Consider the following 19,658-nt stretch of genomic DNA (forward strand, 5'->3'; position numbering starts at 1 on the left):
GCCACCCGGCAGTGGTATTACCTGCGGGCAATAATCCGCCTGACACGGGCCGGTTCCGCGTCGGCCCCACCGGAAATTGCAAGGTCGAACGGAACAATCTTCACGGTTTCGGACGCGCGCGCGACCAGCGCGTGATTCGGCGGCACTTCCGTCCAGTCCGTTTCCTTGTCGAAGGGCTCGGACACGACGACGACGTGGCCGCCGCCGGCCTCGCGATAATAGAGCGTGTTGGCGGCATCGTTGACCGCGACGCGAAACGCATAGAGATCCCGGCCGTTTGCGATCGCGCTGGTGAAGCGCAGGCGCTCACGAAGCTCGCCCTCGTTGACCAGGCCGACCAGCGATTGCAGCACGGCTTGCGTTGCGCCAAGTGGATCGCGGTCGAGACCCGCGCCCATCATGGCGAGGAACACGGCCTCCGAATCGGTCGTGCCCAGCCGCGAGGGGTAGTAGGCATCGGGGATCAGCGCTTCGACCTTGCGCCGCAGGCGATTCCAGCTGCCGACGAAGCCGTTGTGCATGAACATCCACTGGCCGCAGGCGAACGGATGACAATTCTGCCGCGTCACCGCCGTGCCGGTGGCGGCGCGCACATGGGCGAAGAACAGATGCGAGCGCAGATGGCGGCAGAGGTAGCGCAGGTTTTCGTCCGACCAGGCCGGACGGGTCTCGCGATAAAGGCCTGGTTCCGGATGCTCGCCATACCAGCCGAGACCAAAGCCGTCGCCGTTCGAACCGGCCGTCGACTGCAGCGAGCGGATGCTCTGTGCGATCAGCGAATGCTCGGGCTCGGTGACGTAGGGTTCGAACGAGGTCGTCTCGCCCCGGTATGCGATCCAGCGGCACATGCGGCCTTCCTGTCAGAATGTGGCGTAAGGTTCACCAACAAGATCGCCTGTGTTGGGTTCCCGGCGATGTGTTCTGCAAAGTCCGGATCATTTCTGCGGCGTGTTTTAGACGTTCATTTACCCTGCATTGCGGGAAGCCGCGCATTAATACATCTCTTAACGCCGACACGGTTAGGTTGCGCGCGAATTTTGAGTGCGCATCATGAGCCGATTTGTTCTTTTCACCTGCACGGCGTTCGTCTCCACGTTCGTGGGCGTCTCCTGGGCGATTCGCGGATTTCCGGTGTCGCACGTTTCGCCGGTTGGTGAATTGAGGCCCACGCTCAGTTCCTCGTTCGGCGATGAGAATTCAAAGGCCAAGCAGCGGAAGGATTGGGAAGCGGAGCACACCCTGCAAAGCGACAAAGACCCGAAGCAAGACGCACTGCGGATGGACGCATTGCAGGCAAGCACCGCTTACGCGATGTCGCCGTGCGACGACACCATGAAGGCGAACCTGAGGGCGGCTACGGAGGCCTATGCGCGGGGCTGGGTGAAGATCTACGATTGCCCAAATCCGAGAATGGGCATGTTCTGCAGTGAAGAGAAGCGCGATCGGGCAAACGCCGCGTATTCCACGCCGCTGGACGTTCGCGTCAAGGCGCAGCTGGCCGAGGCGTTCAATCAAAAGGGCATCGTCAAGGAAGACTTCCCGGAGGATATCCGCGACGTCGTTCTCTGGTTCACCGGGCCTGGTATGTTGTTTGATCCGTCTCCGGTATGCCTGCCAAGGCAGCAGGCGTCGGCGAGCTTCAAATGAGCCGCGCCTGGTTCATCGTCTGGGCGCTTGTCATCTGGCAGGTCGCCGCCTGGGCATTCGCTCCGCAGAAGACAGCCCAGCAACCAGCAGCACCGGTCGATGGTCCGGGTTATGGCTCCAACGAAGAGATCTTCGTGGGCGGCCGCGCAGGCTTGCGCCGCGAGACCGCTCTGGCGTTCGAGCGCCCTTATGGATCGCGTTGCGCGGGAGAGGGGCGGAAGCAATTCGTCGCCCATATCGACTACTACTATTATCGTCGTCAGAACGACATGGAACACTACCCCAAGATTTTCGGGAAAGCCGGGGCAGACTACATCGCCAAGCAATGGTCGACCGGAGACGACAAGCGCTTCGAACGCCTGACGCAGGAAGCCTACGCGCAAGGCTATCTTGCCCTATCGGATTTCGGTGACGTCGGGCGCAAACTGGCGGAAGCCGTTGTGAGGGGCGAGCGCGTCGTCGCGCATTCCTGCGCAAGCTGACTCAGGTTGGCAGCGGGATCAGCGCCGCGACCTCGCGATCGCCGAGGTTCTCGCTTGCAGCGAGACCCTGCGCGACGCCGACCCGATCGGCCTCGGGCCGGTTCTGGCTCATCTTGCGCTTACCTTCGAACCGCACCACGGGGATGCGCACGCCGACGATCCCTCGCAGCTGCGCGGCGATGAAATCGGCGGGGGCGTCACTGACGGCCCACGGCTTGGCGCGCACGCCTTCGTGCTTTTTGGTCAGCCGCGTCACGGCGTCGAGCAGGCGCTCCGGCTCCTGGAAGAATTCGACCGGGCCGTAGGCGTGCACGGCGACGTAATTCCAGGTCGGCACCACCTTGCCGGTCTCCTGCTTGGTCGCGTACCAGGACGGCGTCACATAGGCGTCGGGGCCGTTGAAGATGGCGAGCGCATCGCCGATCGGCGGGAGCTTCCATTGCTGGTTGGCCTTGGCGACATGTCCGTACAACACGCCGTGCTCGCCTTCGCTCTCGTCGAGAAAGAGCGGCAGGGGCGTGGCGACCGGGCCCTCGGCGGTGGCCGTCACCAGGCTGGCGAGCCGGGCGTCGCGGATAGTGGCGCGGATGCTCTCGATGTCGTCGTCCTTGAAGGCGGGCGGGATGTACATGGCGTGTCTCCGTTCTCGATGCGGAGATAGCCGGAATCTGGCCTATATGAAACGGCCAGTTCCATGTGATTTCATCAGTCCAGTTCGGTGGCGGCCTGCGCGAGAAGCTTGCAGCCTCTCTCGATCTGCGCGATCTCCAGCGCCGAATAGCCCATGACGAGACCGACGGTCTTCCGCGTCCGGCTCGGCGACCGGCTTGGCGTCCGGCTTGGGCCGACCAACAACGCAGAGACGGGATAGATGCCGACGCCTTTCGCGCGGGCCGCTTGGATCAATGCATCCTCGCGCTTCTGCGGCAGATCGTCGAGCCACGCCACCACGTGCAGGCCCGCCGCCGTGCCCTCGATCCGGACGCGATCTCCGAACCGGCGGCGCAACGCGCCGATCAGTGCCTGCTGACGCTCGGCGTTGCGTCGGCGCACGCGCCTGACGTGGCTGTCATAGGCGCCGCTTTCGAGCATCGAAGCGAGCGCGTGCTGTTCGATCAGCGGCGTGTGCCGGTCCATGATCTGCTTGGCGGCGGCGAACAGGGATCGCAGCCCGGCGGGCACGACCAGGTAGCCGATCCGCAGGGTCGGGGAGAGCGTCTTGGAGACGGTGCCGAGATAGATCACGTTGTCGCTGCCCTCCAGCGCTTGCAGCGGCGGGATCGGCCGGGTGTCGTAGCGATACTCGCTGTCGTAATCATCCTCGATCACGTAGGCGTCGTGCTTGCGTGCCCAGGCGAGCAATTGATGCCGGCGCCCGATCGGCATGACGCCGCCGAGTGGATATTGATGCGACGGCGTCACATAGGCGAGCCGGGCCTCGATGCCGTCGAGCCGCGCTGTCTCCAGTCCGTCCGCGTCAACGGGGATCGGCACCGTTTCGGCGCCCGTCGCCGCGAGCGTGTGCCGCGCCATCTGGTAGCCGGGATCCTCCATCACGAAGCGGTCGCCGGCGTCGAGCAGGAGGCGCGCGCAAATGTCGAGGCCCTGCTGCGAGCCGTTCACGACGACGATCTGATCGACCTCGCAGCGGACGCTTCGCGATCGCCACAGATAACCCTGAAGCGCGGTCCGCAGCCGCGGCGCGCCGCAGGGGTCGTCATAGGCCAGCCGCTCGGGCCTGCGAGCCATTGCCGCCGTCACGGCCTTCTTCCACGCCAGCACCGGGAAATCCGACGGCGAGAGCTCGCCATAGCGGAAGTTCGCGACGAGGCCGCGCGGCGGCTCGGTCCAGCGCGGCGGGTCAGACCGCAGCCGCTCGCCGAAGGCCGACAGCCGTACCTTGCGCGCCGAGGGCCGCGATTCGGCGCGCGCGCGTCCGCGTTCGACGACGGCGCGGGCAACGCGCGGCCGCGCGCCATGGCGTGTCTCGATGAAACCTTCGGCGGCGAGCTGTTCATAGGCGACGGTCACGGTCGAGCGCGCCACGCCCATCTCGCCGGCAAGCGTCCGCGACGACGGCAGCAGGCCGTCAATGCCGTAGACCCGCGTCAGAATCTGATCCCTCAGGGCTTCGTAGATCTGGCGCGCACCCATGCGGCCGGCGCGATCGCCGGGATTGGTCTTCATCTGGATCATCCACATTCCTGGGTCGGCATTCGTCCGAACGGACGATGCCGGAATGTGGTTCTAATCCCGTTCGCCGAGAGTTTCGACGTAAGCCTTGCCGTAGGGATAAAAATGCTCCTTGCGGCCCTGATCCCAGAGCGCCTTCAGCCCGGGCGCGGTGATGTCCCAGTCCGGCCGGCAATTCATGCTGACGGCTCGGAGATCCTGGCGCAGCTCTTCGATGGTCGGGCGTCCGAAGAACCAGTAGCCGTTATAGATCTTGTGAACGCGCAGGCCGGGCTCCAGCACGATGACATGCGGGATCATCGGATCGTGGACGGGATCGGTGTATTCGGCGATGTCGAGATCCTTCTGAACGATCCGCCGCGAATCCGACAGGAAAGGCCAGTGCGCCCCGACGCCGCTGCGATATTCGCTGGTCTGGGTGATGTTGTCGGTGGTGATCGTGACCAGCCGGCAATAGCCGACCTCCATCTCGCGATGGAGTTGCAGCAGGCCTTCGGCCTGACGGCGGTCCTTCGGACAGAAGCCGCCGCGGCCGAGAACGAGCACCATCGGATCGCCAGCCTGGAGCTCGGAGAGCTTTCGGTGCTTGCCGGTGTGGTCGCTGAGCTCGTAATCGGGGAAGGTTACTCCCGGCATCATGTCAGGTCGCATTGAACTCTCCCATGTCTTCGAACTCTCGCATGTCTTCTCGCATGTCTGGCGTGAGTGCCGACACTCACAGATCGATCACGACGTCGCCCTGAGGCCTTGAACAGCAGATCAGAACATTGCCGTCCGCAGGTGCGTCGAGCGGGTCCGGAGCATAGCTGACGGCGCCGGCCACGAGCCCGCTCTCGCAGTTGTGGCAAACGCCGGTCCGGCACGACCAGCGCACGGGAACGTCGCACGCTTCGGCCAGTTCGAGCAGGCTGGCATATGACGGTCCCCAGCAGACATTGAGGCCGCTGCGGGCGAACGAGACCATCGGGCCCGGGCCGGTTGCGCCAGCCGGCAAGTGCGCCCGCGTCTGCGGGGAGGACGCTATGCCGGGTGTCAGGGACGGTCCGGCGCCGAACATCTCGGTGTGAACGCGATCCGCTGCGATGCCGAGTCCGGCAAGCCCGCGCGAGAGATTAGTCATGAACGGTGCCGGCCCGCACAGATAGAAATCACCGTTTGAGGGGACGCCGAGGGTTTGAAGCACCCGGAGGTCCAGATGTCCGATCGCGTCGAAATCCACATTGAGACGATCGCCCGGGTCGGGCGCGCTGTAGCAGACATGGCTGTGATGGTGGGTCAGCCCAGCCAACAAGCCGCGCACCTCGGCGGCGAACGCATGTTCGCGACCGTTGCGGGTGCCGTGCAGCCACCAGACCTCTCGCGTCGATGCTTCCGCGGCGAGTGCGTGCAGCATCGCAAGCACCGGCGTCACGCCGATGCCGGCGCTCAGCAGGACGACGGGCCGTGGATCTTGCCGCAGCGTGAAACTTCCGCGCGGCGCGCCGATCTGCACGGCGTCGCCAATCTTGACCTCGTCGGCGACATATTGGCTCGCCGCACCGTGCGCCTCCCGCTTGATGCTGATGCGCCAGGACGCGGCATCGGAGCGGCTGGACAGCGAATAGCTGCGCGTCATCGCCGGTGCAGTGGAGGCGCCGAGCCGCACGACGACGAACTGCCCGGGCAGGGCGGCGGCGACGGGATGTCCGTCCGTGGGTTCGAGGATCAGCGACGTCACGTTGCCGCTTTCGGCGATCTTGCGCGCCACGCGAAACGGCCGGAAGCCGCGCCAGGCCGGAGGCGGGCTCGCCGCCGGGCCGAGCCCGGCGTTTCCCGCTATCGTGTCCTTGCGCTGCTGCTTGAGCAGCGCCTCGAAGGAATGACGCCAGCCGCCGCTCAGCGCCGGAATTTTCAGCGCGCGCTCCAGGCCGTCGCGCGGGTGGGGCGGCAAGTAGAGCAGCGCATTGATCTCGGACACGCTCATGTGTTCGGGGCCATCAGCGACCCGGACGATCTCGTCGCCGGCCTCGACGTCGCCTTCCTCGATTACCCGAAAATAGAAGCCGGGCCGGCCGTGCCTGACGAGCAGCGCGGCCATGTCCGGCTCCTCCATGCGAATGCCCAGCCGGTAGCAGGTGACGCGCGGCTGCGTCACCTCGAACAGGGCAGAGCCGATTTTGTAACGGTCTCCGATGCAGACGTCCCTGTCGGCGAGGCCCTCGACGGTAAAATTCTCGCCGAATTGACCGTGGACGAGGTTCGATCGACCGAGGTGCTCCTGCCAATATCGATAGGAGTCCTGCTGGTAGACGTAGACGGCGCGCTGCTCGCCGCCATGACCGGCGGTATCGCCCTGGCCATCCCCGTCGATGTTGAGCCGGCGCACCCTGCGCGGACCACTGACGGGCGTCTTCCAGATTCCGGTATGCACGGTCCTGCCTTGCCACGCGATGTCGCGCGGCAGGCCGACATTGAGGGAGAGCAAACGGGCCATGGGGTTCCCCGGCGTGACGGGCGCGGCGCTGGTGGATTCCAGGTCGCTGCAATGCCAATCTGCATCCATGTCGGATTTTTGGCCCGTTAGTCGTTGTTAGACGTTGCTAGCCGGTCTTGTCGCCGGCTGTCTGCGCCCCGATCTGGGGAGCAGACACCGCAAGACGGGAGATCGCGATGGATGATCAGGCGATACTGGCGGCCCTTCAGCGCCATTGGGATGCGTCGGACGCGAATGATTTCGAGGCCGAGCATGACATCTACCGCGAGGACGCCGTGCTCGACTATCCGCAGTCCGGCGAGCGCATCCGCGGCCGCAGGACGATTCAGGAAAGCCGGTTCGTGCAGCCCAACAAGAAGCGCTTCGCGGTCCGCCGGATCGTCGGCGGCGGCGATCTCTGGGTGAGCGAGTTCGTGCTGACCTATGACGGCGTGCCGTCCTATGTCGTCAGCATCATGGAATTCCGCGAAGGACTGGTGGCGCACGAAACGCAATATTTCGGCGAGAAGTTCGATCCCGCACCGTCGCGGGCGCATCTGGTCGAGCGGGCGAATTGAAGGAGCGACGCTGTCGCCCCACACTCCGTCATTGCGAGCGCAGCGAAGCAATCCAGGCTGCCGCGGCGGAAAGATTCTGGATTGCTTCGCTGCGCTCGCAATGACGATGCTGATGCAGTTGCGCGCCAAACGGCGGTCTCGTGCCCCGGACGCAGCGTAGCGCCTCTTCGGCGGTACGCTGCTGAGCCGGGGTCGATATTGCGGCGGAATGCGTGGCCTTCCGGGTCCCGGCTCTGCGCAGCAACGCGAAGGGCGTTGCAGCGCGTCCGGGACACGGAGAGACGCGCACTATTGCTTAACCAAACATAGTGTCATGGAACCCGATGCGGCGGCTGGTCGCAGTCTCGTTGGCTTGATTCCGGCGACCCCATCTTTATGTCTGAGACGAACAAGAATCCGGGCCCCTCTGGCGAGGACGCCGACCATGTCGGCAAAACCTCGCGATGTCGGATGACCTGTCCCGCGCGAATGCGATGGATCGGCCGATCGTCGGGCCTTCTCTGTTTCCTCCGACCAATCGTCCCCATCGCAGCTCCGCGCGGTCATTTCGCAACGTAAGGGAGCTACGATGTCCGACGCCGCCACTTCAAATCCGACCGAAATCGAGATCACGGAACCGTCCAGGCTGAACGAGCAGGCCGCGGTCGCGTTGGTGATTGCCGGCGCGCTCGTCGCCGTCGCCGACCGGCGCGTTTCGCCGGTCGAGCGCGACGAGGTGATCCGCTTCATCAGGGATCGCGGACTGGCGCCGCACATGAGCGACGACCGGCTGTTTGCAATATTCGACGAACTGGCGGAACGGCTCGAGGAGCCCGACTTTGCCAATGTGGTGATCGACACGTTGCGTCCGGTCTCGGACCTGCCGCTGTCGGCCCATTTGATGGAACTGTCGGAGCGCGTCGCGGCTGCGGACGAGGACGTGCATCCCCATGAGGTGCAGGCGATCAAGCTGTTGCGCCTGCTGACGCTGGTGCTGCCGCGCGCAAAGCCGGTGGCGCCGGGCAGCGCAGGCACTGAACGGCGCGCCGCCACGCAGGAGTGAGCATGAGTGCAGCATCGGACGAGCGTACGACAGGAAACGCGGGCACCACCGGCCAGATGGCCGGTGGCGATCCGCGTCTCGACAAGCTCGTCCGCCGCCTGCCGCCGCGCATGGGCAACACCGTCACCTATCTGCTCAAACCGTCCAGCCGCTGGGTGAGGATCCCGTCGGGCGCGTTGCTCATCATTGGCGGCGTGCTCTCCTTCCTGCCGGTGCTCGGAGTCTGGATGCTGCCGCTCGGCCTCGCACTGCTCGCCGAAGACGTCCCGGCGTTGCGCGCCTCGCGCTCCAAGGTCCTGGATTGGGTCGAGCGGAAGAAGCCGCAATGGCTCGATCCGTCTGCATCGAAAAATGATCAATCATGACTGAATTCATCACCGCCGACGCGCTGACCGCGCTGCTCCAGGTTATCCTGATCGACCTCGTGCTCGCCGGCGACAACGCCGTCGTCATCGGCCTTGCCGCCGCCGGCCTGCCGGCCGAGCAGCGCCGCCGTGCGATCGTCGTCGGCATCGTCGCCGCCACAGCCTTGCGTATCGTGTTTGCAGGGGTCGCGACCCAGCTCCTGCAAGTGATCGGCCTGCTGCTCGCCGGCGGCGTGCTGCTGCTGTGGGTGTGCTGGAAGATGTGGCGCGAGCTGCGCGAGCAGTCCGCGCATACCGAGCTCGCGTTAAGCCATGGCGGCAACGCGGGCAGCGCACCGGCGCGGCGCAAGACCTTCGGGCAGGCGGCGTTGCAGATCGTCGCCGCCGACGTCTCGATGTCTCTCGACAACGTGCTCGCGGTCGCGGGCGCCGCGCGCGAGCATCCCTACATCCTCGCGTTCGGACTGTTGCTGTCGGTCGCGATGATGGGCGTCGCCGCCGATCTGCTCGGCCGGGTGTTGCAGAAGCAGCGCTGGATCGCCTATGTCGGTCTCGCCATCATCGTTTACGTCGCCTTCGAGATGATCTATCGCGGTTCGCTCGAGCTCGCGCCCGTCATCGCGAGTCTCTGAGGCGACAATTCCTGCCTGCAATCCGGAGTGATCCATGACGTCTGAACCCAAAGCACCTTCGGCGCACGCCGGGCCGCGACCGAAAATCGGTCCATTCGCCCAACTCATCTTTGGCTCGCGCTGGCTGCAAGTGCCGCTCTATGTCGGCCTCATCGTCGCGCAGGGCGTCTATGTGCTGCTGTTCCTGAAAGAGCTCTGGCACCTGGTCGCGCACTCGTTCGACGCCAGCGAGCAGCAGATCATGCTGGTCGTGCTCGGACTGATCGACGTCGTCATGATCTCGAACCTGCTGGTCATGGTGATCGTCGGCGGCTACGAGACCTTCGTGTCGCGGCTGAACCTGAACGGCCATCCAGACGAGCCGGAATGGCTGAGCCACGTCAATGCCAGCGTTTTGAAGATCAAGCTCGCGATGGCGATCATCGGCATTTCCTCGATCTCGCTGCTCAGGACCTTCATCGAGGCCGGCAATCTCGGCACCACGCGCAGCAATTTCACCGAGTCCGGCGTGATGTGGCAGGTCCTGATCCACCTGACCTTCATCATTTCCGCGATCGGTATCGCCTGGGTCGACCGTCTCAGCGAGAGCGGGCACCGCAAGGCGGCCCCTCACGGCTGAGCGTGCGATCGCGGCGGCACCTAGAGGCGACGGCCCCGCGCCAGCGTCTCGGATGGCGCCTCGCCGAACGTCATCTTGTAGCCCCGCGAGAAGTCGCCGAGATGCCAGAAGCCGTTGCCGAGCGCCGCGGCCTTGACACTCAGTCCGGCGCTTCCGGTCATGAGCTGAATGCGGGTCGACCATAGCCGCTTGAGACGCAGATAGTGATGCAGGCTCACGCCGTGCACCGCGCGCGTCGCGGTCTGGAGCGTGCGCACGGAGACGCCAAGCGCGGCGGAGAGGTCGTCGCTGTAGAGAGGCTTGCTGCCGAACAGCGCAACGACGTCGTCGAGATGGGCGATCAGCTTGCGGTGCTTGTCGAATGAACCGGGGCGGGCGCTGCGTGCGCCTGATGGCAGCAGGGCAGCGTCGAGGCCGGCAAGCAGCGTTTCCTGGATCGGGCGGTTGAGCGCCTCGAATTGCCGGGGATCGTTGGACGCCGATGCCAGCGAGAACATCTCCAGGATAGCGGCGCGCAGGCGCGTCATCGGATCGTCCTGCGCGCGAACATAGGCGAGGCTGGTGTCGAAATCCGCCCAACCGCGATGGCGCATGTCCGAGTTGAAGCGCAGCATCAGGTAAATGTTGGGATGATGCTCGATCGCTTCTACGGCAGTTTTGCCGCGCATGACGGCGATCATCGAACTATCGACCTCGTGGCCATTGGCGATGGAGTGAAAGGTCAGGGGAACAACGAGGCCGAGGCCGTTGTCCGTGCCGATCTCGGCCTCATACCGCCGTGCGAAGGAGCGCTGGAGCACGAAGAGCCCGTCGCGGAGCGGCAGGATGGCGCGAGACAGCGAGAATTCCCGCGGACGGAGTGGCGTGCTGATGCCGAGTCCGAGCACCTCGTTGGCGCGAAAATCGTCGAAGTCCGAGAAGCGCTCGACGCCGAGGACGCGCGATGGTTTTAGCCGACGTACCGGCATTTCGGGAACCCAGGCATGTCGGGGGTGAGCGGGTTGAATCCGCAGAAGCGTATCAGAGGCCCGACCGTCGGCCATATTCCGGGAAACTACTGCCTGCGCGGTGGCGACAGGGCGAGCCGGCGCGATGTTCTGAGGACTTCACGGACAAGTACGCGAGTCCGGCAGGCTCAGATCGTTCACTTCAGAATTTCGCACAGTGATCCAACGTCAAGCCGCGCGTTGCTTGTGGAGATGCTCCGCCACCACGCCTCCAGCGCGTCGCGCTCGCAGCCGAGCCTGACGCTCATGCCGCCGGCAAACTTGATCCAGTCGGCGAAATGGTCTCTGCCGACCGCGATCACCACGGGAATGTCGGCGTCGAGCGCGCGTTCGATCAGATGGGACAGGCCCTTGCCGTCGCGCTCGCGCTTGCCGAAGCGGTTGATGATGAGGAGATCGGCGCCATGCGAAAGCGCGTCCGCGATCCGCATCCCCGCATTTTGCAGCCGCGCGAGATCGAGACGGCAGCCGCGCGCGGCCGGATCGAAATCCTGCGCGAGCAGAAGCGTCTCGCCGCTGTGAAGCAGCACCGCCGACAGGCTCGAATCCGCGCATTGGCCGGCCTGAACCATGCCGACGACGCGACAGCCACGCGCGTTGAGATCCGCCGCGAAGCTGCGCAGGACCGCGTCGGGGTCCTGATGCACCTCGTAGACGAGGGCGGCGAGGTCGCATTGCGCATCGAACATGGTCCGCCTCCGTTTGACGGCAGAGAATTGGGGCCGCGACGCTTCCGCCGCGGCCCCGGCTTTCCGATCAGGCCGCGGGCGGGCCGTTGATGATCTGGAGCTGGGTGAATTCGGCGAGACCTTCCTCGGCGAATTCGGTGCCGATGCCCGACTGCTTGGCGCCGCCGAACGGGATGTGCGGGGCCATGTCGAGGTGCTTGTTGATCCAGACCGTGCCGGACTCGAGCTGCGTTGCGACCTCGTGCGCGCGCTTGATGTCGGACGACCAGACCGAAGCGCCGAGGCCGTAGGTGGTGGCGTTGGCGCGGCGGATCGCGTCGTTCTTGTCGGAATACTTGATCAGCGGCAGCACGGGGCCGAACTGCTCTTCGTCGACCAGCTTGGAGCCTTCCTGGATGTCGCGCACGATGGTCGGCTCGATGAAATAGCCGGGACGGTCCATCGCCGAACCGCCGGCGACCACCTTGCCGTTCTTGCGGGCGTCCTCGAGGAACGTCTTCACCTTCTCGTACTGCATCTTGTTCTGCAGCGGCCCGAGCTTGGTGCCCTGCTTGGCGCCGTCGTCGACCACCGTGCTCTTGGCGATCGCGACCAACTCGTTGCAGAGCTCGTCATAGACGGACTCGTGGACATAGAGCCGCTTGATGGCGAGGCAGACCTGACCGGAGTTCTGGAATGCGCCCTCGAAGATGCCGGGCGCGACCTTCTTCGGGTCGACGTCGTCGAGCACGATACCGGCGTCGTTGCCGCCGAGCTCGAGCGTGATGCGCTTGAGCGTCTGCGCCGCGCTCGCCATCACCTTCTGTCCCGTGGCGGAGGAACCGGTGAACGAGATCTTGCGGATATCAGGATGCTTGGTCATCTCGCCGCCGAGATCGTTGGCGTCGGTGATGAAGTTGAGGACGCCCTTCGGCAGGACGTCCTTGATCAGCTCGGCGAAGCGCAGGGTCGCGAGCGGCGTGGTCGGCGCCGGCTTCACCACCAGCGTATTGCCGGCGAGCAGCGCCGATGGCAGCTTGAAGCTGAGGATCAGGAGCGGATAGTTCCAGGGAATGATGGCGCCGACGACGCCGAGCGGGCGGCGATAGGCTTCTACCTTGCGGTCACCGGAATCCTCGATCACCTTCATCGGCAATTCGAGCGAGCTGAGGTAGCGGAAGAACGCGGCCATCCCCAAAACTTCGCCGGTGGCGTCGCCAAGCGGCTTGCCTTGCTCGCTGGTGAGGATGTGGGCGAGCTCGCCCGAATTGGCCTCGATGACGTCGGCCATCTTGTTCACGAGCTTGCGGCGTTCCGCCATCGGGGTCGCGGCCCAGGCCGGGAAGGCGGCCTTCGCCGCGGCGACGGCAGCATCAAGCTGCGCCTTCGAGGCACGCGGACACTGCGCCAGCACCTCTTCGGTCGCGGGATTGAGAACCGGCATGGTCTGGTCGCCGGGCACCATCTTGCCGTCGATGAGAAGATTGTAGTCACTCATTGGCTTTGCGCTCCCTTGCAGAAACGGGCCGTTCGGGCCTCGTTATATCGAACTATATATCACGACTTCGCCGAACCGGCCATGGTGGCCGGCTCGATCAATTCCAGAAAAGCAGGGCTGGACGCGGGTGGAGATATCGATATATCGTAATGAATATAGCGAACCGTGTTCCGGGACTGGCGATGGAAATCAAGGTGAGGCAGCTCACGACCTGCGAGGTGGCGTCCGACGGCGGCGCGATCTCGCTGGGCTTCGAGGATCTGGCGGGCAACCCTGCTGCGGTCAGCGTCTCGCTCAACCAGGTCGGCGCGCTCATCATGACGCTGCCCGGGCTGCTCGAGGCGGCGCTGAAGGCCCGCTACGGCGACCAGAGCCTGCGCTACGCCTATCCGTTGGCGTCCTGGGCGATCGAGCAGGCGACCGATACGACCCAGCGCATCATCACGCTTCAGACCGAGGACGGCTTCAAGGTGCGCTTCTCGATCCCGAAAGCCGAGCAGAGCCTGCTCGGCGAAGCGCTGACCCAGCCGATGCCGGAAATGTCGGTGCGGCCGAACTAGCGGCTTGGGCCAAAGGCGCCAATAAAACGCGGTCTGAGAATGGAATTGCCGATTGGGCCGGTCGAGCGCCGAAAATATTGCACGCGTCGCCTGAACTACAGAATCGCATTGCCTGTTCGCCAGCCTAAAGTTGTGGGCGCGTGGAGGTGGGCAAGCGATGAGCGATGTTCGAACGGGCTTCCTGGACGCTATCGGCAACACGGCATTGATCAGGCTGCGAATGGCGTCGGAGGCCACGGGTTGCGAGATCTATGGCAAGGCCGAATTTCTCAATCCCGGCGGCTCGATCAAGGATCGCGCGGCGCTGGCCATGATCAACGATGCCGAGCGATGCGGCAAGCTTGGGCCAGGAGGCGTCATCGTCGAAGGAACAGCCGGCAATGTCGGAATCGGCATAGCACTCGTGGCGAATGCACGCGGCTATCGAAGCGTGATCGTGATGCCTGATACCCAAAGTCAGGAGAAAAAGGACATGTTGCGGCTGTGCGGTGCCGACCTGCGTCTGGTGCCTGCCGTACCCTATTCCAATCCGGGTCATTACGCGCGCTATTCCGGTCAGCTCGCCGAGGAGCTCGGCGCTTTCTGGGCCAATCAGTTCGACAATGTCGCCAATCGGGAGGGACACTATCGCACGACCGGTCCTGAGATCTGGCAGCAGACGAATGGACGAATAGACGGCTTCACATGTGCCGTTGGGAGCGGCGGTACCTTGGGTGGGATCGCGCGGGCCCTCAAGGAACGAAATCCCGGCATCAAGATTGCGCTCAGCGATCCCATGGGGGCCGCTCTCTACAATTGGTTCACCAAAGGCGAGCTGACGACAGAGGGAGACTCCATCACCGAAGGGATCGGGCAAGTCCGTGTCACCAGGAACCTCGAAGGTACGCCGATCGATATGGCCTATCGGATTACGGACGAGGAAGCCTTGCCTGTTCTGTTCGACCTGATCGAGCATGAAGGACTGGTGTTGGGCGGCTCAAGCGCGATCAATATCGTCGGAGCCATGCGACTTGCGCGCGACCTCGGTCCAGGCAAAACCATCGTGACCATCCTCGCAGATGGCGGACAGCGCTATCAATCCAAGCTGTTCAACCCGGAATTCCTGCGCAAGAAAAATCTGCCCCTGCCACGCTGGATGCAATAGCGAGCCGCCGGCGGCCGGGTTGCTCCCCGCCCACGCGCGCCCGCCGGTTCACGATTTCCGGGAACGGGCGATGTCGCTCCTGAGCGCTTCCAGCTCCTTGTGCACCGCGCGGGCGGCATCGCGCTCGATCTTGCGGTAGCGCGCAACAAGTTTCTCGCCGAAAGGCGTCAGCATCGCGCCGCCGCCGTTCTTGCCGCCGGCCTGCGGTTCGACCGCGGCATGTCCGCAGATGCGGTTGATCTCGTCGACCAGGTCCCAGGCGCGCTTGTAGGACATGTCCATGGCGCGGCCGGCCCCCGAGATCGAGCCGTGCTCGCGGATCTGCTCCAACAGCTCGATCTTGCCGGGCCCGATCCGATCCTCGCCGTCGAGGTCGATACGCAGGCTCAGCTGGGGAAGCGATTTGACGCTCGCGCGCGACATGATGAAGTCTCTTGGCTATTCGCCTGCGAGATTGCCACTCTTGCCCGCGAGGGACAAGGCGAAGACGCCGGATATCCGGAATGCATATCCACGCCGGCGCGCTTTTGCCGGGTCAGATGTGGTTGACGATCAGCTTGAGCGATCCGACGAAGGTCGGACGCTGCCGATAGTGCCCCTGTCGCGCGTCCCAGCGGCCCGACACGAGATCATTGCCGAGACGGTCCTCGAAACGCCGTACGACGTCGTCCGCGACAAAACTCCAGGCCGAGCAGGCGAGCCTCGCGGCCGGATCGAGCAGCATCTCGGGGCGGCCGTAATAGGCCTCGTTGAAGCCGTCGGTGCAGTCGAGCGGGATCGGGACGGGCAAGACATCCGTCGTACCGCCGAGGCCTTCCGCGATATCGCGGATTGCCGGATAGCGCACAGCCTCGACCGCGATCACCTCCGGGCAATAGGCGTTGAGCCAGAAGCGATCGAGCTCGTCGGGAGCGCAGGTCATGATCGCGATCGGGCCGCGCGTCACCCGCCGCATCTCGGAAAGGCCGGCATTCAGGTTCTTCCACTGGTGCACCGAGAAGGTCGACATCGCCGCGCCGAACGTGGCGTCCTCGAAGGGCAGCTTCTCCGCGACGGCATCGATCGCTGCGGGAAGATGCGCCGGCCGCTGCGCCCGCATCGATTGCGACGGTTCGACCGGCGTCACGGTGCGGCCGACCGGCTCGTAGGAGCCGGCGCCCGCCCCGACATTGAGAATGGTGCGGGCCTCGCTGAGCGCCGCATCGATCAGCTCCGCGATGCGCGGGTCCGGCTGGCGGAAATTCGTGTAGCCCTTGCCGATGGCGCCGTAATTGGCGTCACCGGCGCTGCCGTCCTGGTGGCGTGGTGCGGTGTCCTGCATGAACGATCCTACAGCGTCTTGTGCGACACGTTCTTGACGACGGTGTAGCACTGCAAGCCCTCGGTGCCGCCTTCACGCCCGTAACCGCTGTCCTTCACCCCGCCGAACGGCGTCTCCGCGACGGAGGCGACGAAATGGTTGATCGAGAGGTTGCCGACCTCGACGCTCTCGGCGAGGCGCTCGGCATTGCTCGCCGAGCGCGTGAACGCGTAGGCGGCAAGGCCGTAGGGAAGGGCGTTGGCCTTCTCGATCGCCTCGTCCAGCGTCTTGACCGGATTGACCAGCGCGAGCGGCCCGAACGGCTCCTCGTTCATGGCGCGGGCATCGTCCGGCAGGTCCGCGAGCACCGTGAGCGGAAAGAAATAGCCGCGATGGCCGATTCGCTGTCCGCCGGCAAGCACGCGCGCGCCCTTGGCCTTGGCGTCGGCGACCAGCGTTTCCATCGCGTCGATGCGGCGTGAGTTGGCGAGCGGCCCGAGCTGCGTCGAGGGATCGAGGCCGTTGCCGACCTTGAGCTGGCTGGCGCGCTCGGCGAAGGATTGCGCGAACTGCTCGTAGATCGTTTCCTGCACGAAGAATCGCGTCGGAGCGACGCAGACCTGACCGGCATTGCGCGACTTGCCGATGGCGGAGGCGGCGCCGGTTGCGACGGGATCGACATCGTCGCAGACGATCACGGGTGCGTGGCCGCCAAGCTCCATGATCGCCGGCTTCATGTAGCGGCCGGCCATCTCGGCGAGATGCTTTCCGACGGGAATGGAGCCGGTGAAGGTGACCAGCCGGATACGCGATTGCGGGATGAGGTATTCCGAGATCTCGGCGGGATTGCCGAACACGAGATTGAGCACGCCGGCTGGCAGGCCTGCATCATGGAAGGCGCGCACGAGCTGGAATGCACCGGCGGGCGTTTCTTCGGAGGCCTTGAGGATGATCGAGCAGCCGGCGGAGAGGGCGCCTGCCACTTTTCGGGCCGGCGAGCTCATCGGGAAATTCCACGGCGAGAACGCCGCGACCGGGCCGATCGGCTGCCGCAGCACGGTGTGGCGCATGCCCGGCTCGCTCGGGATCACGCGGCCATAGAGCCGCAGGCCTTCGGTGGCGTCCCATTCGATGATGTCGCAGCCGCGCAGGATTTCGAGTTTGGCCTGTTCGATCGGCTTGCCCTGTTCGAGCGTCATCGCGGCGGCCATCACATCCACGCGTTCGCGGATGAGGGCGGCCGCCTTCAGGATGATCTGTGCGCGCTTGGCGGGCGCGGTGCTGCGCCAGATCGCAAAACCTTTCTCGGCGGCGGCTAGCGCGTCGTCGAGATCGGCCTTCGTGGCGGTGGGGACGGTGCCCAGCACGCTCTCATCGGCGGGATTGATGATCGGCGGTCCGCTGGTGCGCTTCCATTGTCCGTCGATGTAGAGTTCGATCAGAGGATATTCCGCCATTGTTCTTCACCTTGCTTGTGCGGTTTTGCCTGCGGCGTTTCCCTGGCCGAGCTGGCCGAGCCATGTCGTGAACACGCGGTCGGCGGCGCGTGCGACGGTCTTTGAGACCTCGGCCGTCCTGGCGCGAAGCTCCTGCACCGAAATCTTGGCAGACGCGAGCTCGACGGCATGGCCGACATACCATTCCTCGAGCTGCCGCGGATCGGCTTCGAGGTGAAATTGCAACGCCAGCGCATTGTTGCCGAACGCGAATGCCTGGTTCTCGTAGTTCTCGTTCGAGGCGAGCCGCGCGGTGTTCGCGGGGAGATCGAACGTGTCGCCGTGCCAGTGCAGAACCGGCGCGCCCTCGGCGAGCGGTTTCAGGCTGGAGGCGTGGCCGGCATCCGTCAGTATGACCGATCCCCAGCCGATCTCCTTCACGCGGTCGGCATGGACGCGCGCGCCGAGCGCTTTTGCCATCAGCTGCGCGCCAAGGCAGATACCGAGCGTCGGCAGGCCTTGCGCAAGGCGGCGCTCCAGCAGGTCGATTTCCCTTGTGAGGAACGGATAGCTCTCGGTCTCGTAGACGCCGATCGGGCCGCCGAGCACGATCAGGAGGTCGGCATCCCCAATCGAGGAATGGCTGAGATCGTCGACCGGCGCCTCGCAGAACGACACGTTCCAGCCCTCGCGTTCCATGATCGGCGCCAGCAGGCCGAGATCCTCGAAGGCCACGTGACGGAGCGCGACGGCAGATCGGCGGCGTTGAAACATCCACAAAACCCTGTTGCGCGGGGTCTTTCGACGGCATCCACTATATCCGGATAGATATAACGGATGCTGGGTCTCGTCCAGACGGTTCCGGGCCGGATCTGCCGTGCGCATGGCCTGCATGCGACATCACCGCACGGCGTGCATCTCCAGAAACGCCTTCACGCCGGTCACGTTGCCGGTATCCGACGGCACGTAGCCGGGCAGGGTGGCGACGGCGGCGCGGAAGTCGGCGCTGCGCATGATCTCCAGGATGCGCTGCATCGGCCCGGTATCGAGGAAGGCACGCTTGCAGACGAAGAAATAATCCTCGGTGAGGATGCGGATGAAATCGAGGCCGAAGTGGCGGGCGGCCGCTTCGACGCCAAAACTCGCATCCGCCATGCCGCTCGCGACATAGGCCGCGACGGCGGCGTGGGTGAACTCGATCTGCTGCGCGCCGTTGATCCTGCTCTCGTCGATGCCGTTCGCGGCAAGCAGCTGGTCGAACAACAGCCGCGTGCCGGAATCATGGTCGCGGTTGACGAAGCGGACTTTTGGACCGGTGAGATCCTGAAGCGAAGCGATGCGCAGCGGATTGCCACGCGCGACCATCAGCCCCATCTCGCGCGTGACGAAACTGATGATGCGATCCTCGCGCGGATCGAGCCATTCGCGCGCCGCCTTGATGCCCTGGGCGCGCAACGCGCCGTGCGGCAGATGCAGGCCCGAGAGATCGCAGGCGCCCTGCGCCAGCGCGACCAGCGAATGCTGGTTGCTGACATAGCGCAAATCAACGCCGATGCCGGGCTCGCGATCGAGGAATTCGCGCAGTTTTGCCACGGCAAAGCCGTGGCTGGCATGAACGCGGATCACCGAAGGGCGCTGTTCGAGGAACGGCTTGATCTCGCTCGCCAGCTCCTGCGCCAGGTTTTCCAGCTGCGGGCCGAGCCGGGCCTGCATGCGTTCGCCGGCCCACACCAGCCGCTCGCCGAAGGGCGTGAGCTTCGAGCCCCTGCCGCGCTGGGTTTCGACCAAAGGGGTTCCGAAGAACTCCGACCATTGCTCGATCAGATTCCAGACGTGCCGGTAGGACAGGTGCGCATCGCTGGCCGCGCTCGTGATCTTTCCGGTCTTCCGGATCTCGTTGAGCACGCCGAGCATGACGACTGCGGTGCGCGGGCTGCCCTCGTGGCGAAATCGCCAGACGGCCTCGATCTCGATCTGAAGCATCAGACTTCCTTATGAACTATGCTTCATATGTAGGGTGTCCATTTGCAAACCA

22 protein-coding genes are annotated in these 19,658 nt (G+C 64.8%); 9 read left to right on the forward strand and 13 right to left on the reverse strand.

All coding sequences use genetic code 11. The features are described 5' to 3' along the window. Nucleotides 1-17: 17 nt before the first annotated feature. Nucleotides 18-848, reverse strand: a complete 831-nt coding sequence (locus tag AC5ZFO_RS06365; protein ID WP_282518277.1) for a class II glutamine amidotransferase — start codon at nt 846-848, stop codon at nt 18-20. 202 nt (nt 849-1,050) lie between these two features. Here AC5ZFO_RS06365 and AC5ZFO_RS06370 point away from each other — a divergent pair, with 202 nt between their 5' ends. Together AC5ZFO_RS06370 and AC5ZFO_RS06375 are read left to right on the forward strand one after the other, a co-directional pair. Beyond that, a complete protein-coding gene (locus AC5ZFO_RS06370; RefSeq protein WP_496121783.1) occupies nt 1,051-1,647 on the forward strand; it encodes a hypothetical protein in 597 nt (198 codons plus the stop codon). After that, on the forward strand, nt 1,644-2,129 hold the full coding sequence (locus AC5ZFO_RS06375; protein ID WP_282518275.1) for a hypothetical protein: 486 nt from the start codon (nt 1,644-1,646) through the stop codon (nt 2,127-2,129). Before AC5ZFO_RS06370 ends, AC5ZFO_RS06375 begins: the two co-directional genes overlap by 4 nt. Before the next feature lies 1 nt (nt 2,130). Here the strand turns inward: AC5ZFO_RS06375 and AC5ZFO_RS06380 are convergent, their stop codons facing one another. From AC5ZFO_RS06380 to AC5ZFO_RS06395, 4 genes are all read right to left on the reverse strand, one after another. Continuing rightward, nucleotides 2,131-2,760, reverse strand: coding sequence for an FMN-binding negative transcriptional regulator (locus AC5ZFO_RS06380; RefSeq protein ID WP_282518274.1), 630 nt, complete (start codon nt 2,758-2,760; stop codon nt 2,131-2,133). Between the two features lie 74 nt (nt 2,761-2,834). Next, nucleotides 2,835-4,325 carry a MocR-like pyridoxine biosynthesis transcription factor PdxR gene (gene pdxR, locus AC5ZFO_RS06385; protein ID WP_282518273.1) on the reverse strand — a complete coding sequence of 497 codons (1,491 nt, stop codon included), beginning with the start codon at nt 4,323-4,325 and terminating at the stop codon, nt 2,835-2,837. 51 nt (nt 4,326-4,376) lie between these two features. Next, complete coding sequence (locus AC5ZFO_RS06390; protein ID WP_282518272.1) at nt 4,377-4,973, reverse strand: redoxin domain-containing protein; 597 nt, start codon at nt 4,971-4,973, stop codon at nt 4,377-4,379. 64 nt (nt 4,974-5,037) lie between these two features. Beyond that, the gene (locus AC5ZFO_RS06395; RefSeq protein ID WP_282518271.1) at nt 5,038-6,795 is read right to left on the reverse strand and encodes an MOSC and FAD-binding oxidoreductase domain-containing protein; all 1,758 of its coding nucleotides are present in this window, start codon (nt 6,793-6,795) and stop codon (nt 5,038-5,040) included. A 176-nt stretch (nt 6,796-6,971) separates the two neighbouring features. Here AC5ZFO_RS06395 and AC5ZFO_RS06400 point away from each other — a divergent pair, with 176 nt between their 5' ends. The 5 genes from AC5ZFO_RS06400 (at nt 6,972) to AC5ZFO_RS06420 (ending at nt 10,010) form a co-directional block, all read left to right on the forward strand. Further along, nucleotides 6,972-7,352 carry a nuclear transport factor 2 family protein gene (locus AC5ZFO_RS06400; protein ID WP_282518270.1) on the forward strand — a complete coding sequence of 127 codons (381 nt, stop codon included), beginning with the start codon at nt 6,972-6,974 and terminating at the stop codon, nt 7,350-7,352. A 568-nt stretch (nt 7,353-7,920) separates the two neighbouring features. Beyond that, nucleotides 7,921-8,394, forward strand: a complete 474-nt coding sequence (locus AC5ZFO_RS06405) for a TerB family tellurite resistance protein (protein ID WP_439034564.1) — start codon at nt 7,921-7,923, stop codon at nt 8,392-8,394. Nucleotides 8,395-8,396: 2 nt separating this feature from the next. Continuing rightward, nucleotides 8,397-8,759 (forward strand): hypothetical protein, encoded by a 363-nt coding sequence (locus AC5ZFO_RS06410; RefSeq protein WP_282518268.1) that lies wholly within the window; start codon nt 8,397-8,399, stop codon nt 8,757-8,759. Next, entirely contained in the window at nt 8,756-9,391 is a 636-nt protein-coding gene (locus tag AC5ZFO_RS06415; RefSeq protein WP_282518267.1) for a TerC family protein, read from the forward strand. The genes AC5ZFO_RS06410 and AC5ZFO_RS06415 overlap by 4 nt, the downstream gene beginning before the upstream one ends. A 34-nt stretch (nt 9,392-9,425) precedes the next feature. Next, on the forward strand, nt 9,426-10,010 hold the full coding sequence (locus AC5ZFO_RS06420) for a TIGR00645 family protein (protein ID WP_282518266.1): 585 nt from the start codon (nt 9,426-9,428) through the stop codon (nt 10,008-10,010). 20 nt (nt 10,011-10,030) lie between these two features. On the opposite strand, the gene AC5ZFO_RS06425 is transcribed toward AC5ZFO_RS06420, so the two are convergent. From AC5ZFO_RS06425 to AC5ZFO_RS06435, 3 genes are all read right to left on the reverse strand, one after another. Next, nucleotides 10,031-10,978 carry an AraC family transcriptional regulator gene (locus AC5ZFO_RS06425; protein WP_282518265.1) on the reverse strand — a complete coding sequence of 316 codons (948 nt, stop codon included), beginning with the start codon at nt 10,976-10,978 and terminating at the stop codon, nt 10,031-10,033. Between the two features lie 176 nt (nt 10,979-11,154). Then, entirely contained in the window at nt 11,155-11,706 is a 552-nt protein-coding gene (locus AC5ZFO_RS06430) for a DUF2478 domain-containing protein (protein WP_282518264.1), read from the reverse strand. 67 nt (nt 11,707-11,773) lie between these two features. Further along, complete coding sequence (locus AC5ZFO_RS06435) at nt 11,774-13,183, reverse strand: aldehyde dehydrogenase family protein (RefSeq protein WP_014496167.1); 1,410 nt, start codon at nt 13,181-13,183, stop codon at nt 11,774-11,776. A 182-nt stretch (nt 13,184-13,365) separates the two neighbouring features. On the opposite strand from AC5ZFO_RS06435, the gene AC5ZFO_RS06440 reads away from it, so the two are divergent. Both AC5ZFO_RS06440 and AC5ZFO_RS06445 read left to right on the forward strand, forming a co-directional pair. Further along, nucleotides 13,366-13,743 (forward strand): hypothetical protein, encoded by a 378-nt coding sequence (locus AC5ZFO_RS06440; protein WP_028159380.1) that lies wholly within the window; start codon nt 13,366-13,368, stop codon nt 13,741-13,743. 157 nt (nt 13,744-13,900) lie between these two features. Further along, nucleotides 13,901-14,887, forward strand: a complete 987-nt coding sequence (locus tag AC5ZFO_RS06445) for a cysteine synthase A (RefSeq protein WP_496121788.1) — start codon at nt 13,901-13,903, stop codon at nt 14,885-14,887. A 48-nt stretch (nt 14,888-14,935) separates the two neighbouring features. Here the strand turns inward: AC5ZFO_RS06445 and AC5ZFO_RS06450 are convergent, their stop codons facing one another. The 5 genes from AC5ZFO_RS06450 to AC5ZFO_RS06470 form a co-directional block, all read right to left on the reverse strand. Continuing rightward, entirely contained in the window at nt 14,936-15,310 is a 375-nt protein-coding gene (locus tag AC5ZFO_RS06450) for a winged helix-turn-helix domain-containing protein (protein WP_282518262.1), read from the reverse strand. 112 nt (nt 15,311-15,422) lie between these two features. After that, entirely contained in the window at nt 15,423-16,208 is a 786-nt protein-coding gene (locus AC5ZFO_RS06455; protein ID WP_282518261.1) for a class I SAM-dependent methyltransferase, read from the reverse strand. Nucleotides 16,209-16,216: 8 nt separating this feature from the next. Then, entirely contained in the window at nt 16,217-17,644 is a 1,428-nt protein-coding gene (locus AC5ZFO_RS06460) for an NAD-dependent succinate-semialdehyde dehydrogenase (RefSeq protein WP_282518260.1), read from the reverse strand. Nucleotides 17,645-17,650: 6 nt separating this feature from the next. Further along, a complete protein-coding gene (locus AC5ZFO_RS06465) occupies nt 17,651-18,397 on the reverse strand; it encodes a glutamine amidotransferase (protein ID WP_496121791.1) in 747 nt (248 codons plus the stop codon). Nucleotides 18,398-18,523: 126 nt separating this feature from the next. Beyond that, complete coding sequence (locus AC5ZFO_RS06470) at nt 18,524-19,606, reverse strand: substrate-binding domain-containing protein (protein WP_282518258.1); 1,083 nt, start codon at nt 19,604-19,606, stop codon at nt 18,524-18,526. Between the last annotated feature and the right edge of the window lie 52 nt (nt 19,607-19,658).

This window comes from Bradyrhizobium sp. Unk1 (assembly GCF_059512345.1).